General features: G+C 63.5%; 13 protein-coding genes. 8 read left to right on the top strand and 5 right to left on the bottom strand.

Translation table 11 applies throughout. The features are described 5' to 3' along the window. Positions 1–6: 6 nt before the first annotated feature. The gene (locus AQ12_RS21910; RefSeq protein ID WP_161798976.1) at positions 7–2,283 is read right to left on the bottom strand and encodes a leucine-rich repeat domain-containing protein; all 2,277 of its coding nucleotides are present in this window, start codon (positions 2,281–2,283) and stop codon (positions 7–9) included. Positions 2,284–2,529: 246 nt separating this feature from the next. On the opposite strand from AQ12_RS21910, the gene AQ12_RS02630 reads away from it, so the two are divergent. From AQ12_RS02630 to AQ12_RS02615, 4 genes are all read left to right on the top strand, one after another. Further along, positions 2,530–3,966, top strand: a complete 1,437-nt coding sequence (locus tag AQ12_RS02630; protein ID WP_048438308.1) for an efflux transporter outer membrane subunit — start codon at positions 2,530–2,532, stop codon at positions 3,964–3,966. 47 nt (positions 3,967–4,013) lie between these two features. Then, complete coding sequence (locus tag AQ12_RS02625) at positions 4,014–5,195, top strand: efflux RND transporter periplasmic adaptor subunit (RefSeq protein ID WP_048438307.1); 1,182 nt, start codon at positions 4,014–4,016, stop codon at positions 5,193–5,195. A gap of 16 nt (positions 5,196–5,211) precedes the next feature. Continuing rightward, positions 5,212–8,340, top strand: coding sequence for an efflux RND transporter permease subunit (locus tag AQ12_RS02620; RefSeq protein WP_048438413.1), 3,129 nt, complete (start codon positions 5,212–5,214; stop codon positions 8,338–8,340). 71 nt (positions 8,341–8,411) lie between these two features. Further along, positions 8,412–8,717, top strand: coding sequence for a hypothetical protein (locus tag AQ12_RS02615; RefSeq protein WP_048438306.1), 306 nt, complete (start codon positions 8,412–8,414; stop codon positions 8,715–8,717). On the opposite strand, the gene AQ12_RS02610 is transcribed toward AQ12_RS02615, so the two are convergent. Both AQ12_RS02610 and AQ12_RS02605 read right to left on the bottom strand, forming a co-directional pair. Beyond that, positions 8,693–9,190, bottom strand: coding sequence for an adenylyltransferase/cytidyltransferase family protein (locus AQ12_RS02610; RefSeq protein ID WP_048438412.1), 498 nt, complete (start codon positions 9,188–9,190; stop codon positions 8,693–8,695). The genes AQ12_RS02615 and AQ12_RS02610 overlap by 25 nt on opposite strands. 166 nt (positions 9,191–9,356) lie before the next feature. Further along, the gene (locus tag AQ12_RS02605) at positions 9,357–10,223 is read right to left on the bottom strand and encodes a ferritin (protein WP_048438411.1); all 867 of its coding nucleotides are present in this window, start codon (positions 10,221–10,223) and stop codon (positions 9,357–9,359) included. A gap of 112 nt (positions 10,224–10,335) precedes the next feature. Between AQ12_RS02605 and AQ12_RS02600 the strand changes: the two genes are divergently transcribed. After that, positions 10,336–10,929, top strand: a complete 594-nt coding sequence (locus tag AQ12_RS02600) for a glutathione peroxidase (protein ID WP_048438305.1) — start codon at positions 10,336–10,338, stop codon at positions 10,927–10,929. Between the two features lie 84 nt (positions 10,930–11,013). Here AQ12_RS02600 and AQ12_RS22925 read toward each other — a convergent pair whose 3' ends face one another. Together AQ12_RS22925 and AQ12_RS02595 are read right to left on the bottom strand one after the other, a co-directional pair. After that, a complete protein-coding gene (locus AQ12_RS22925) occupies positions 11,014–11,172 on the bottom strand; it encodes a hypothetical protein (RefSeq protein WP_161798975.1) in 159 nt (52 codons plus the stop codon). Between the two features lie 24 nt (positions 11,173–11,196). Further along, on the bottom strand, positions 11,197–11,811 hold the full coding sequence (locus AQ12_RS02595; RefSeq protein WP_048438410.1) for a glutathione S-transferase N-terminal domain-containing protein: 615 nt from the start codon (positions 11,809–11,811) through the stop codon (positions 11,197–11,199). Between the two features lie 181 nt (positions 11,812–11,992). Here AQ12_RS02595 and purB point away from each other — a divergent pair, with 181 nt between their 5' ends. The 3 genes from purB to AQ12_RS02580 are packed head-to-tail and all read left to right on the top strand — an operon-like array spanning position 11,993 to position 15,406. Next, positions 11,993–13,372, top strand: a complete 1,380-nt coding sequence (purB, locus tag AQ12_RS02590; protein WP_048438304.1) for an adenylosuccinate lyase — start codon at positions 11,993–11,995, stop codon at positions 13,370–13,372. A 20-nt stretch (positions 13,373–13,392) separates the two neighbouring features. Then, the gene (locus tag AQ12_RS02585) at positions 13,393–13,953 is read left to right on the top strand and encodes a YaeQ family protein (RefSeq protein WP_048438303.1); all 561 of its coding nucleotides are present in this window, start codon (positions 13,393–13,395) and stop codon (positions 13,951–13,953) included. Position 13,954: 1 nt separating this feature from the next. Continuing rightward, entirely contained in the window at positions 13,955–15,406 is a 1,452-nt protein-coding gene (locus AQ12_RS02580; protein WP_048438302.1) for a mannose-1-phosphate guanylyltransferase/mannose-6-phosphate isomerase, read from the top strand. The last annotated feature ends 19 nt before the right edge of the window (positions 15,407–15,425 follow it).

The raw sequence follows: 15,425 nt of genomic DNA, 5'->3' as shown, positions 1-15,425 counted from the left end.
AGTGCGTTACCCGGTGTGCGCTGTTCGAAAAAGATTCCTGATCGGCGCGCTGGCACTGCGGCTGCTGACACTGCTGCGGTCGCGACTTCGCGACCTGCTGCGGCTTCGGCTTTCGCTTGAGTCTCTGCGCGGGCTCCGGCTATGGCTACGGCTGCGCGGGTCTTGCGCCATGAAGGCTGCAAAGATCTCCACCCTGCGAGCTTGAATTTCCGGGACCAGCTGAAGGTGCCGCTCCAGCGCCTGCGAAACCAAACGCGTACGCAGCTGGGCTAGCAGCGTCTCTCTGCTGTGCATCAGTGCGTTGGCTACAGACGTGTATTCACCGTCGGTAAGAGCGTGAAGCTCGTTTTTGTCTTCCAGCTCCTCCATCGCTTGGTTACAGCGCAGATGGATTTCGCTGAACAGCTGCGCGTGACGAATCTCCAGGTGCTGCAGCAGTGGCGGCCATTCGGCCAGAAACGCAGTGAAGGTTGCGCTCTGGCCGCATTGCCTGCGAATCGAAATGACCGCCGCGTCAACATCCGCTTCGGTGACACCTGCACAACGCGCATAGAGCATGCCCTGCGTCAGCACCGGAACGTTGATGCCCCATGGCGCCAGCCGCTTGCGCAGCTCGGTCTGGAAGAACAGCATGGTTTCGATGTCTTCGCGCCACTCGTCGCCCCGTGTGTTTGCGACATGCTCGAGCTGCGCAATCTTGCTTCGCGCACAGTTGTTGACCAGCTTGAGTGCGAACATGTCAAAGGCATAACCAATGAACGTGTCCTCATCGACGCCGGGCCGCAGCATCTGGACTGTCAGCACAGCCTCGTGCATGTCATTGAGCGCAAGCGCGACACGATCACCGCAAGTCTCGGTCGCCCCTGCGGCTAGCGCGATGCAAGTCTTGCGAACTTCCAGGTCACCCCGCATGGCATCAAGCAATTGCCCCAGCTGCCTTTCCAGACCCGGGCGCGTGGCAGGGTTACCGTAGTCCCGCGTCTGCCGCATCTGGTCCAGCCATCCCCAAAAGGCCGGCGCGTCGATCTCGCCGTTCCAGAGGTCTCTGCGCTCCTCGTGTGAAATCAGGAAGGCAGGACCCGTGGCTGCGGGGGCGACGGCGTCCTCTACCTCGGTGTCTGCGTCTGTGTCTACCTCCGCGTCTGCGTCTGTATGAGCGTCGCTGCATCTCGAGACATCCAGATTCGGCAACTGGCGAATTTCAGGTGGCACCTGCCATACCCGGGTGCGATCAAGATAGAGAAATTGCAGGTTCACCAACTGCCCGATTTCAGGGGGCAGCTGCATGAGCGGGTTGTATCCCAGATTCAGGTCCTGCAAATTCGCCAGCTGCCCGATTTCAAACGGTAGCTGCTGCAGTTCGTTGTGCTCCAGGCAGAGGCTGAGCAGATTCGTCAACTGGCCGATTTCCGGCGGCAACTGTGTCAGTTGGTTGCGACCCAAGCTGATGTCACGCAAATTCGCCAAATGTCCGATTTCAGCCGGCAGCCGCGTGAGCTGGTTGCCACCCAGGTAGAGGTTTCGCAGGCTCCTCAAGTTGCCGATTTCTGACGGCAACCGCGTCAGCTCGTTGCCTACCAGGTAGAGGTCTTCCAGCTTAGCCAACCGGCCGATTTCTGGCGCAAGCTCGGTCAGGCCGTTGTTGGACAAATAAAGTTGCTGCAAGTCCGCCATCCCACCGATGGCAGGCGGCAGCTGTGGCAGTTGATTGCCAGTCAAAGTGAAAGTTTGCAGGGCCGCCAGCTGCCCGATTTCGGGCGGGAGCTGCGTCAGCCGGTTGTGATCCACGTCGAGGCTTTTCAAGTTCACCAGCCGCCCGATTTCAGGGGGGAGTTGCGTCAGCTGGTTGTTCTCCAGATCAAGGCATTCCAGGTTCACCAGCCGCCCCACTACTTGCGGGAGCTGCGTCAGTTGGTTGCATCCCAAACATAGCGAGCGCAAGTTTTGCAAGTGCTCCATTTCAGGCGGCAACCCCGTGAGCTGATTGCCAAACAGGTCGAGCGTGACCAGGTTGTCCAGCATCCCCAGGGCTGCTGGCAATTCCACGAGTTGCAGCTCGCTCAGGTCCAGGCAGGAGGTGTGGTCGTGAGCGAGCCCCTGGTTCGTCCGCTGCCACTCGAGCACCCTGGATTGCAGTTCCCGCCGGCAGTTCACCTCCCCTGGTGGCGAGGCATCGACCCATTGCCCAAGAAGCTCGTGCAGTGATGGCGTAACGATCGGCCCCTGCAGGGGTCCGAGGTGGACCCGGACGGGATTTCTGGGGGATTGGGTGGAAGGTCGCATGGTTGTCTCTGTACTGTGGATCCGGTGGCATTGAGTAACGGGACCCATTGACCTGTTCCCGGACCCGGTCGCTTCGAGACGTACGGCGCGGGTTTGCCTCCAGCCTACGGATCAGCAGGTCGCGGGGTGCAGCCCACTGACATTCCTCGACACCATCGCGGTGGTAGTCTTGCGGGTTGCGCGCGCGGGCAGGGCCGCACAAGGGCTCCGTCCGACCGCTATTGGCACCCGATCCGGGAAGGACTCATGAAGAAAATCCGATTCGCAGCCGCAATGGCTGCGGCAGTTGTGGCGTTGAGCATTGCAGGGTGCGCAGTGCCACGACCACCCCAGTCCACCGAAGCGCAGGCCCCCGCGCAGTGGTACGCACCCTTGCCCCACAACGGATCAGTGGGCGATTTACGTACCTGGTGGCAGCAGTGGGGCGATCCGTTGCTGGTCGAACTGATAGACGCCTCCCAGGCGGCAGCCCCCAGCATCGCCACTGCGCGTTCGCGCATCGAGCAGGCTCGCGCTGCACGTGTGGCGGCCGGAGCAGCGCTGCTTCCGACGCTGGATGGGCAAGCTTCCGTCTCGCGCGGCAACACGCAGCCACCCGCACCCACGGCGACGGTCGCGCAGGTCGGGCTGCAGGCGGCGTGGGAGGTTGATCTCTTCGGCGGCAACCGGCTTGCTGCCGAAGCAGCGCGGGCGCGGCTCGCCGGTGCACAGGCCGGCTGGCACGACGCGCGCGTATCAGTGGCGGCCGAAACCGCCAACAGTTATCTCAACCTGCGCAGCTGCGAGCGGCAACTGGACGTCGCGGTGAACGACCGGGCCTCGCGCGCTGAAACTGCGCGCCTGACACAGCTCAGTGCCGACGCCGGATTCGCCGCGCCTGCGAGTGCCGCACTCGCGCGTGCCAGCGCAGCCGAGGCCTCCGCACGCACGACGCAACAACGCGCGCTGTGCGATATCGAGATCAAGACACTGGTTGCGCTCAGCGCCATACCCGAGCGCGTGCTGCGCCAGAAGCTCACGGCTGCCTGGGCGGACCCCAGCACGAATGTCGCGCTGCCGATTGCCTCGGTGCCCGCGCAGTTGCTGGCGCAGCGGCCCGATGTGTACCAGGCCGCGCGCGAAGTCGAAGCCGCCAGCGCCGATGTGGGCACCGCGCGGGCAGCGCGCCTGCCGCGCCTGTCCATCAACGGCTCCATCGCGGTCGGGCGCGCGCGCCTTTCCGGTGCGAGTGCGGATGTGCAGACCTGGTCGATCGGCCCGGTCGGGCTGACCCTGCCGATCTTCGACGGGGGAAGGGGCGCCGCCAATGTCGATGCAGCTCAGGCACGATACGACGAAGCAGTGGCGCTCTACATGGCGAGCGTGCGACAGTCAGTGCGCGAAGTCGAAGTGGCCCTCGTGAACCTGGAGAGCGCGCGGCTTCGCAATGAAGATGCGCGCGTGGCCGCTGAGGGATATCGCATGTCGTTCGTGGCGACCGAGGCGCGCTATCGCAGCGGCCTTGCAAGCCTGGTCGAACTGGAAGATGCGCGTCGCACGGCGCTGGCTGCGCAGACGGCGCTGGTGGGCCTGCACCGTGAACGCGGCGCGGCCTGGATTGCGCTCTACCGCGCGCTCGGTGGCGGCTGGAAGGCCGACGACCAGGCACTGAATCCCGCGACTTCAACCGCCGTGCGGCCCTGAGTCGATACAACGGCCCATACCCAGCGCCCAATACACCCGCGAACAACATGAACAAAATGAAGCTCAAACCCCCTGTCGTCGCCGCGATCGTCGTGGCGGGTATCGTCATTGCAAGCATCCTCTACTTCGCCCTCAGCCCCAAGGCACCCGAAGAAAAGAAAGACAAGGGCGCCGTGCGTCCTGCGCTCACGGTGACCACTGTTGTGCCGAAGCAGGCGAGCCTGCCCATGAAGCTGTCGGCCAACGGCAACATCACCGCATGGCAAGAGGCCAGCATCGGCGCAGAGGCCGGGGGCCTTCGCATCGCACAGGTTCTGGTCAACGTCGGCGACCGGGTCAAGCAGGGCCAGGTGTTGGCCACGCTCGCAGGCGAGACGGTGCGCGCCGAAGCCGCGCAGACCCGCGCGACGCTGGCTGAAGCCGAAGCCGCCGCCGCAGAAGCCGCCAACAACGCACAGCGTGCGCGCACCTTGCAGAACACCGGCGCATTGAGCGCTTCGCAGATCAATCAATACATCACGGCCGAGAAGACCGCGCAGGCCAAGGTGGAAGCCGCGCGTGCGCTGGTCCAGGCGCAGCAGGCGCGCGTGGGCCAGACCGATATTCGCTCACCGGACAACGGCATCATTTCGGCGCGCACGGCAACGGCTGGTGCCGTGATCGCGCCCGGCGTCGAGCTGTTCCGGCTGATCAGGCAGGGCCGTCTCGAATGGCGTGCCGAGGTCACCGCCACGGAACTGGGTCGCCTCACCACCGGCACCACCGCCCTGATCACGGCAGCAAGCGGCGCACGTCTCTCGGGGCGTGTGCGCACCATCGCGCCGACGGTTGATCCACAAACGCGCGCAGCACTCGTGTATGTCGATGTGACGCCACTTCCCGGCACCGGCAATGCGCTGGCCGGCATGTTCGCTCGCGGCGAGTTCGACCTGGGTGCGAGCCCGGCGCTCACGCTGCCGCAGTCAGCGGTCGCGGTGCGCGATGGCTTCAGCTATGTCTATCGCGTCAACGCAGACAACCGCGTGTCGCAGCTCAAGGTGCAGACCGGTCGGCTGGTGGGCGACCAGTTCGAGATCACCAGCGGCCTTCCCGCCGATGCGCGCATCGTTGCGAACGGCGCGGGCTTTCTCAACGATGGCGACCTGGTGCGCGTGACCGATGCGCTGCCGCTGCCTGGGGCTTCGGCCCCGGTCGCGCCTGCAGCGCCCGCCTCCACCGCCAAGCGTTGAAACGGCTCTCACCATGATCAACGTTTCTTCCTGGTCGATCCGCAATCCGATTGCGGCCGTGATGCTGTTCGTGTTGCTGACGTTCGGGGGTCTGCTGTCGTTCAACGCGATGAAGATCCAGAACTTTCCGGACATCGACCTGCCAACCGTGATGGTGACCGCAGCGCTGCCCGGCGCCGCACCCGCGCAGCTCGAAACCGATGTCGCGCGCAAGCTCGAAAACGCGATCGCCACGCTGCAAGGCCTCAAGCACATCTACACCAAGGTGCAGGACGGCAGTGTCACGGTGACCGCCGAATTCCGCCTTGAAAAACCAGTGCAGGAAGCAGTCGACGATGTCCGCTCTGCGATTGCACGCGTGCGCAGCGATCTGCCCGGCGATGTGCGCGATCCGGTCATCACCAAGATGGACCTGGCGAGCCAGCCGATGCTCGCCTTCACCGTGTATTCGGCGCGCATGGATGAAGAGGCGCTGTCGTGGTTTGTCGATAACGACATTTCGCGCAAGCTGCTGTCGGTGCGTGGCGTGGGCGCCGTCAATCGCGTCGGCGGTGTGACGCGCGAGATTCGCGTGGCGCTGGACCCGTCGCGCCTGCAAGCGCTGGGCGTGACTGCGGCTGATATCTCGCGCCAGTTGAAGCAGGTGCAGACCGAAAGCGCTGGCGGGCGCACCGACCTGGGCGGCAGCGAGCAGCCGGTGCGCACGCTCGCCACCGTGCAAACGGCGCGTGAGATCGGCGAGATTTCAATCGCATTGCCTGCCTCTGCGAACGGCACGGCGCGCAGCATCAAGCTTGCAGACGTGGCCACTGTGACCGACACGACCGCAGAGCCGCGTGCATCGGCGCGCCTGAACGGCAAGAAGGTCGTCGGCTTTGAAGTGGCGCGCAGCCGGGGCGAAAGTGAAGTGGCCGTCGGCGCGGCGGTGCAAAAAGCACTGGCCGAATTGAAAGAGGCGCATCCCGATCTGGAGCTGGTGCAGGCTTTCGATTTCGTCACACCCGTTGATGAGGAATACCACGGCTCGCTGCACCTGCTGTACGAAGGCGCCATCCTCGCCGTGCTGGTGGTGTGGCTGTTCCTGCGCGACTGGCGCGCCACTTTTGTTTCGGCGATTGCGTTGCCGATGTCGGTGATCCCCGCGTTTATCGGCATGCACATGCTGGGCTTTTCGGTCAACGTGATCACGCTGCTCGCGCTGTCGCTGGTGGTCGGCATATTGGTGGACGACGCCATCGTCGAGGTGGAGAACATCGTGCGCCACCTGCGCATGGGCAAGACGCCCTACCAGGCGGCGATGGAAGCGGCCGACGAGATCGGTCTTGCAGTGATCGCCACCACGTTCACCCTGATTGCGGTGTTTTTGCCGACGGCGTTCATGAGCGGCGTGGCGGGCAAGTTCTTCAAGCAGTTCGGCTGGACGGCATCGCTTGCCGTCTTTGCTTCGCTGGTCGTCGCGCGCGTGCTCACTCCCATGATGGCAGCCTACATGCTCAAGCCCATCGTCGATGGCAAGCAGGACGACGCCGCGTGGATGAAGATCTACCTGCGGTGCGTGAACTGGACCATGACGCACCGGCTCGCGACGTTCATCATGTCGGGGCTGTTTTTTGTCGGCTCGCTCGCGCTGATTCCGCTGTTGCCAGCGGGCTTCATTCCGCCTGACGACAACTCGCAAACGCAGGTGTACATCGAGCTGCCACCAGGCTCTACGCTCGCGCAAACCGAGGTCGTCGCCGAGCAGGCGCGGCAGATGATCATGAAGGTCGATCACGTCAAGAGCATCTACACGACCATCGGCGGCGGCAGCGCCGGCGGCGATCCGTTCGCACCATCGGGTGCGGCAGAGACGCGAAAGGCCACGCTCACCATCTTGCTGACCGATCGCGGTGACAGGCCGCGCAAGCAGCCGATCGAGAGCCGCATTCGCACGGCGCTGGAACCATTGCCGGGCGTGCGAAGCAAGGTGGGCCTGGGTGGCTCGGGAGAGAAATACATCCTGGTGCTCACGGGTGAAGACCCGAAGGCGCTGGGCGAAGCGGCCCTGGCGGTCGAGAAGGACATCCGCACGATTCCCGGTCTGGGCAGCGTGATTTCAACGGCGAGTTTGATCAGGCCCGAGATCGCCGTGCGTCCCGACTTTGCGCGTGCTGCCGACCTCGGCGTGACGAGCGCCGCGATTGCGGAGACGCTGCGCGTCGCGACGTCCGGCGACTACGACATCTCCTTGCCCAAACTCAATCTCTCGCAGCGGCAGGTGCCCATCCTCGTCAAGCTGCAAGACGATGCGCGCAAGGACCTGAGCGTGCTCGAACGGCTCGCCGTGCCGAGCGCGCGTGGGCCCGTGATGCTGGGCCAGGTCGCAACACTGTCGATGACGGGCGGGCCGGCGGTGATCGATCGTTATGACCGCTCACGTAACGTGAACTTCGAGATCGAACTCTCGGGCAAGCCGCTCGGTGATGTGGCTGCCGCGGTGCAGGAGCTCCCCGCCGTGAAGAACCTGCCGCCGGGCGTGAAGGTGGTGGAAGTCGGCGACGCAGAAGTGATGGGCGAACTCTTTGCGAGCTTCGGCCTGGCGATGCTGACTGGCGTGCTTTGCATCTACATCGTGCTGGTGCTGCTGTTCAAGGACTTCCTGCATCCGGTGACGATTCTTTGCGCCCTGCCGCTGTCGCTGGGCGGCGCGTTCATCGGGCTGCTGGTCGCGGACAAGAGCTTTTCGATGCCGTCGCTGATCGGTCTCATCATGCTGATGGGCATTGCGACGAAGAACTCCATCCTGCTGGTGGAGTACGCCATCGTGGCGCGTCGCGATCATGGCCTGTCGCGATTCGATGCGCTGATCGATGCATGCCACAAGCGCGCGCGGCCCATCATCATGACGACGATTGCGATGGGCGCAGGCATGCTGCCCAGCGCGATCGGCTTTGGCATCGCTGATCCGAGCTTTCGCTCGCCGATGACGGTTGCGGTGATCGGCGGGTTGATCACGTCAACCTTGTTGAGCCTGCTGGTGGTGCCGGTGGTGTTCACCTACATGGACGACCTGGAGCACTTCATCAAGCGCACGGTGCGTCGTGTTCGCCGCCTGCCGCCCGAACCTCCAGAGGACGCGCAGCCCGTCCTGCAATCTGCGCAATAGTTCGCGCAACGCGTGCTCGGTGCCAGTTGCCTGTACTGGTATCGAGCGCCCGATGCTGCTGTAATGCGGCGATGAGCCACGCAACGCCCGGCATGTCCGCCTCACCGGCATCGGTAGGCGAGATCGATACGTTCATCGGCTTGCTTCGCACCGCCTGCGACGATCCGAAGATCAACGAGCAATTGCAGAAGTTGCTGTCAATGCCCGATGCCCGGCGCCAGGGATTGGTGCAGCGCTGGGTGACCGACATGGTGATGGCCAAGGCACCCGCCGACTTCATCCAGGCCATTGCATGCCTGGCCGACGACAAGGTGGCCGAGAAGGCCTATGAGGTGATCTACACCTGCCAGCGTCAGTCGCGCTGGCGGATTTTCTGAACCAGCTGCGTCGTCGAGTAGCCGGCGACAAACGGGATGGCCAGCGCCTTGCCGCCCCAGCTTTCCACCAGCTTGGATTCGGCGAGCTTGGACATGTCGTAGTCGCCGCCCTTGCACAGGATGGCGGGCCTGAGCTCTCCGATCAGTTCGAGCGGTGTGTCTTCATCGAACCAGGTGACCAGGGAGACGGATTCGAGTGCGGCCATCAGGGCGGCGCGGTCGGCTTCGTTGTTGAGCGGGCGGTCTGGGCCTTTGCCGAGCCGGCGCGCCGACGCATCGGTGTTGAGCGCGACAACGAGGCTCGCGCCGAGTTCGCGCGCTTGCGCCAGATAGACCGCATGGCCGCGATGCAGGACGTCGAAGACGCCGTTGGTGAACACGACGGGTTGAGGCAGCTGCGCGACGCGCGTTGGCGCGTCAACACGCGAAGCGATCTTCGTCAGGAATGAAGGCGGGGCCACCCCGGCTGTCATGCCGGGCTCGATCCGGCATCCACCGCGAAGCGGCGACTGCGCCTGATCAGACATGGATTGCGGATCAAGTCCGCAATGACAGCCACTTTTGCCACGCCAAATCCAGTTGTCATGCCGGACTCGATCCGGCATCCACCGCGAAGCGGAAGCGGCGCGCGACCAGAGATCACGCCGCCGTCGGCGCAGCACCCGTCGCGCCGGTCGTGATCGTCGCGGCGACTTCCTTGCGGAAGCGGTTGAGTTCCTGCACGGTCTTGAAGCTGCGGTCCATCAGCAGGCTCATGTTGTGCAGGATGCGCTCGACAACCTTGGTTTCCCAGACGGTATCGAAATTGATCTGCGTGTCCAGCCAGTGCTCCAGCCAGTCCGGGTCCGGCAGGCGCGACTGGATCGTGTCGCGCGGAAACAGGGACTGGTTGACGTGCAGGTTGGTCGGGTGCAGCGCCTGCGCAGTGCGCCGGGCACTCGCCATCAGGACGCCGACCTTGGCGAAGGCCGCCTTGGCCTCATTGCCGAACTTGTTGATGGCCCGCTTCATGTAGCGAAGATAGGCGCCGCCGTGGCGCGCTTCATCCTGCGACAGGATGCTGTAGATCTGCTTGATGACGGGCTCGGTGTGCCACTCGCTGGCGCGGCGGTACCAGTGGTTCAGCCGGATCTCGCCGCAAAAATGCAGCATCAGGGTTTCGAGCGCAGGAGCCGGATCGAACTCAAACCGCACTTCATGAAGCTCCTGTTCTGTGGGAGCCAGATCCGGGCGGAACCGCCGCAGGTACTCCATCAGCACCAGCGAGTGCTTCTGCTCTTCAAAAAACCAGATCGACATGAACGCAGAAAAGTCCGAATCGTCCTTGTTGTCGCGCAGGAACATCTCGGTGGCCGGCAGGGCGGCCCATTCCGTGATGGCGTTCATCTTGATGGTCTGGGCTTGCTCATCCGACAGCTTGCTCGCGTCGAAACTGTCCCAGGGAATGTCCTTGTCCATGTCCCAACGGACGGATTCGAGTTGCTTGAAGAGTTCTGGATAGAGCATGGCGGTTCTTTCGAGTCGTTCCATTTTAAGCATCGAGATGAAAAAGCCTTGACAATGTCCCGCGCCTCCAAAGATTTGCGCGGATTGCGCTCAATTAACCGCCACTTTCAACATGCACGACACCTTCCGGCTGCTGATAGCGCCCTTCCTTGCGAGCCTGCTGAGCGTGCCGGCTGTCGCTGTCACACCAGTATCGTCCGCGGCTGTGGCAAACACCACGAATACCAACGGATGCCCCGCCACGCTTTCGCACACTTTCCTGCGCCTGCAGGATGAGAAGCCGCAGTCCCTGTGCCAATACGCAGGGAAAGTCGTCCTGGTCGTGAATACCGCGAGCTATTGCGGGTTCACGCCCCAGTACAAGGGCCTGGAGGCGCTGCACGACAAGTACAAGGCTCGCGGCCTGGTCATCCTTGGCTTCCCGTCCAACGACTTCGCGCAGGAAAAGGGCAGCAACAAGGAAATCGCGGATTTCTGCGAGAACACGTTCGGCGTCAAGTTCCCGATGTTCGCGGCATCCAGCGTCAGGGGCAATTCGGCCAATCCGCTGTTCAAGCAGCTGATCGCCGCGACCGGCACGTCGCCCAAGTGGAACTTCTACAAGTACATGGTGGCGCGCGACGGAAAGGTGATCGGGTCGTGGGGAAGCACAACCACACCTGAGGCACTGGAAAAAGAAGTCGAAAAGCAGCTGGCTCTGAAGTAGCCAGCTGCTTCAATAAAATTTGCCGCGAAGCGCCCTGTCACGAAGGAGGGAGGGAGGGAGGAGGAGAAGAGGCGTTCCAGGATTTCATCCGGACCAAACAGCGCCCGGAAGGCTTCGCGGCAAAAAAACCAGAAAATCGGTCAGCAGGTTTTTTCCTGCCTGCCCGATAGAGTGGGGATTGCGGCGCGAGGTTCCAGTGAAAAGCCCGGCAAGCTGGTAAATTTTTGTGAAGCGGGCAGTCATGCCGCCTCACCCCACTGCCGCTCGTCAGGCCGGCTTGCTGTCGATAAAGCTCTGGCGTTGCATGAGCTTTTCATGCAGCTTGGCCAGGTTCGGGTAGGGGCCGCGCCAGTCGATCTCTGGAAAGCGGAAGTCGAGGTAGCCCAGCGCGCAGCCCACCGCAATATCGGCCAGGCTCAGGTAAATACCGGCACAGTAGGGCTTGTCACCCAGACCCTGGCTCATCGCCTTGACACCGCCGTTGACCTTCTCAAGCTGGCGGTCGATCCAGGCCTGACTGCGCTGGGTCTTGCTGCGGCCCGCCCAATGGGCCTCCAGGCGGGCCAGGATGGATGCATCGAGCACGCCATCGGCCAGCGCTTCCCAGGTCTTGACCTCGGCGCGCTCGCGACCCATGACAGGAATGAGCTTGCCCACCGGCGAGAGCGTGTCGAGGTATTCCACGATCACGCGCGAATCGAACAGGGCCTCGCCACCTTCCATCACCAGGCAAGGCACCTTGCGCAGCGGATTGGATTCTTCGATCGTGCTGTCGGCAGCCCAGACGTCCTCCAGGACGAATTCGAAGTCGAGCTTTTTCTCTGCCATGACGATGCGCACCTTGCGCACGTAAGGGCTGGTGGTGGCCCCGATCAATTTCATGCTCATGCGTTCTCTCTTGGGATTGTTCGAGTTATGCGGGAGGCGTTCATTCATTTTAGCCAGCGGCACATTGGCGCCAGACCCCATTGCGCCCCGCCCTTGTAACGGCACGGTTTTGGGGCGGCGCAAGCCTCGGGATGTCGCAACTGCACGACACGGGGTGCCGCCTACAATCCTTTCCATGGCTCTTTCCCCGATTTCCGCGCTGTCCCCTCTGGACGGCCGCTACGCCTCGCGCCTCGCGCCTTTGCGCCCCCTGATGAGCGAACAGGGCTACATGCACAAGCGGGTGCAGGTCGAAGTCTGCTGGTTCATCGGCCTGTCCGACGCCGGTTTTGCCGAGTTCAAGCCGCTCAGCCCCGGTGCGCGCACCTATCTGCTGGGCCTGGTGAAGAACTTCTCCGAGGCCGACGGACTGGCCATCAAGGAAATCGAAAAGACCACCAACCACGACGTGAAAGCCGTGGAGTACTGGATCAAGTCCAAATTCGAGGCGCGGCCCGAGCTGAAAGCCGCCAGCGAGTTCGTCCATTTCGCCTGCACCAGTGAAGACATCAACAACACCAGCCACGCCCTGCAACTCAAGGGCGGGCGCGACCAGGTGATCCTGCCGGCCCTCGACGCCGTCATCTCCAAGCTGCGCGACATGGCGCACACGCACGCCGAGGTGGCGATGCTCAGCCGTACGCACGGCCAGACCGCCAGCCCCACCACCGTCGGCAAGGAGATCGCCAACGTCGTGGTTCGCCTGGCGGCGGCTCGCGACAAGATCGCAGGCATCAAGCTGCTGGGCAAGATGAATGGCGCCGTGGGTAACTACAACGCGCACATGGCGGCCTGGCCCGACTTCGACTGGGAAGCGTTCAGCCGCAAGGTCATCGAAACGCCCGAGCCGCTGGGCCTGGGCCTCACGTTCCAGCCCTACAGCATCCAGATCGAGCCGCACGATTACATGGCAGAGCTGTTCGACGCGGTCGCTCGCGCCAACACGATCCTCATCGACTGGTCGCGCGACATGTGGGGCTACATCAGCCTGGGTTATTTCAAGCAGCGGCTGCGGGACGGCGAAATCGGCTCATCGACGATGCCGCACAAGGTCAATCCGATCGACTTCGAGAACGCCGAAGGCAACCTCGGGCTGGCCAATGCCCTCTTGCGGCACCTGTCAGAAAAGCTGCCGATTTCTCGCTGGCAACGCGACCTCACCGACTCGACGGTACTGCGCAACATGGGCGTGGCGCTGGGCTATGCGGCCCTGGCCTACCACTCGATGGGCATCGGCCTTTCCAAGCTGGAGATCAACGAGGAAGCCATCGCGGCGGACCTGGATGCATCGTGGGAAGTGCTGGCCGAACCGATCCAGACGGTGATGCGGCGATTCGGCGTGCAAGGCGCGTACGAGAAGTTGAAGGAAGTGACGCGCGGCAAGACCGTTCGGGCCGAAGACCTCCACTCGCTCATCCGTTCGCTGGAAATTCCGCAAGCCGAGCGCGACCGGTTGCTGGCGATGACGCCTGCCAGTTACGTCGGCAAGGCCGCCGAGCTCGCCCGCAGGGCCTGAAGGCCCCACCGGCAACTATCTTGGCAATCAAGTCCACCATCTTCAAGGCGAGCGTTGCGATCGCCGATATCGACAACGCCTACTACGCCGACCACAACCTCACGCTCGCGCGGCATCCGAGCGAGACCGACGAGCGGATGATGGTTCGCCTGGCGGCGCTGGCGTTCAACGCGCACCGCATGCAAACCGATTGCGGCGGTGATGCAACGCTCGGCTTCGGCGCAGGGCTTTCCAATCCCGACGACCCGGACGTGTACCTGCGCGACTTCACCGGTCGCACGCGCGTGTGGATCGAGGTCGGGCAGCCTGAAGAAAAACCGATTTCCAAGGCCTGCTCGCAAGCCGACAACGTGCTCGTGTATTGCTTTCACCACGCCGCCGAAGTGTGGTGGCGGGGCATCGAGAACAAGGTGTCGCGCCTGTCCAACCTGCAGGTCTGGCGCATACCGACCGTGCCTTCGCAAGCCCTGGCAGCGCTGGCCGAACGCAGCATGCAGTTGCAGGCAACCCTGCAGGAAGGCATGCTGACCCTCAGCAGCACCGCAGGCAGCATCGAGTTCGAACCCTTGCGATGGAAATGAAATGACTCACCCCGCAGTTGCGATCTGCCCCGTGATCATGGCCGGCGGTGGCGGCACACGGCTCTGGCCGCTGTCGCGGCAGGGGCACCCCAAGCAGTTCCTGGGCCTTGCGGGCTCCGGTCGCACGCTGCTGCAGGATTCGCTGCTGCGGCTGGTGGGCCTGGAAGGCAGCGGCACAACGATAGCGCCAGCGGTGGTCGTGACCAATGAGGACTACCGTTTCCTGGTGCGCGATCAACTGGCCGATTCGGGGCACGCACAAACGGCGGTCATCCTGGAGCCCGCAGGCCGCAATACGGCGCCTGCGCTGGCATTGGCGGCGTTGCAAGCCATCGAAGGCGGTGGCGATCCCGTATTGCTGGTGTGCCCCGCCGACCATGGCGTCACGGATATCGCCTCCATGCAAGGCACCTTGCGCACCGCCATCGAAGAGGCCGCACGGGGTGCTGTGGTCGTGCTGGGCGTGCCGGCCTCGCGGCCCGAAACAGGCTACGGCTACATCCGCTCGGAAGCCAACACATCGGGCGCACGCAAGGTCGCGCAATTTGTCGAGAAGCCCGATCTGGCCACGGCGCAAAAGTACGTGTCCTCCGGCGAATTCCACTGGAACAGCGGCATCTTCGTGCTGAAGGCGTCGACATGGCTGGCTGCCTTGGGGCGATTCCGCCCGGACATCCTGTCTGCCTGCCGTGATTCGTGGCAGGCGCGGGCGTCGGCTGACGGGTTCGTGCGACCGGGCAAGCCCGAGTTCGAGCGCGTGCCGTCCGAGTCGATCGACTACGCCGTGATGGAACGCTGCCCCGGCAGCGAATTCGATATCTGCATGGTGCCGCTGGACGCGGGCTGGAGCGACCTCGGCGCCTGGGATGCCGTGTGGCAGTCGCGTCCGCATGATGCGCAAGGCAATGCCGTTGAGGGCGACGTGGTGCTGCACAAGAGCCGCAACACGATGGTTCATGCCACCAGCCGCCTGGTGGCAGTTGTCGGTCTCGATGACGTCGTCGTTGTCGAGACCCCCGATGCCGTGCTGGTGATGAACCGCACGGCCAGCCAGGACGTGAAGGATGTTGTCGCGGGGCTGAACAAGGGCAAGCGCGCAGAGCCGCTACAGCCGCGCAAGGTGCATCGTCCGTGGGGCTGGTACGACTCGGTCGATGCGGGCGCGCGCTTCCAGGTCAAGCGCATCATGGTCAAGCCGGGCGCGCAGTTGAGCCTGCAGATGCATCACCACCGGGCCGAACACTGGATCGTTGTGTCCGGCACGGCCGAAGTCACCTGTGGCGACAAGACATTCCTGCTGGGCGAAAACCAGAGCACCTACATCAGCATGGGCGTGAAGCACCGGCTGGCCAACCCCGGCCATGTGCCGCTGGAAATCATCGAGGTTCAGTCCGGCGGCTACCTCGGCGAAGACGACATCGTGCGCTTCGACGACTCATACGGTCGACGATAGCGCGACTTTTCGTGTCCCA

It is taken from the genome of Caenimonas sp. SL110 (assembly GCF_001044395.1).
Lineage (GTDB): Bacteria > Pseudomonadota > Gammaproteobacteria > Burkholderiales > Burkholderiaceae_C > Ramlibacter.
This window is presented reverse-complemented; position numbering and strand designations above follow the sequence as displayed.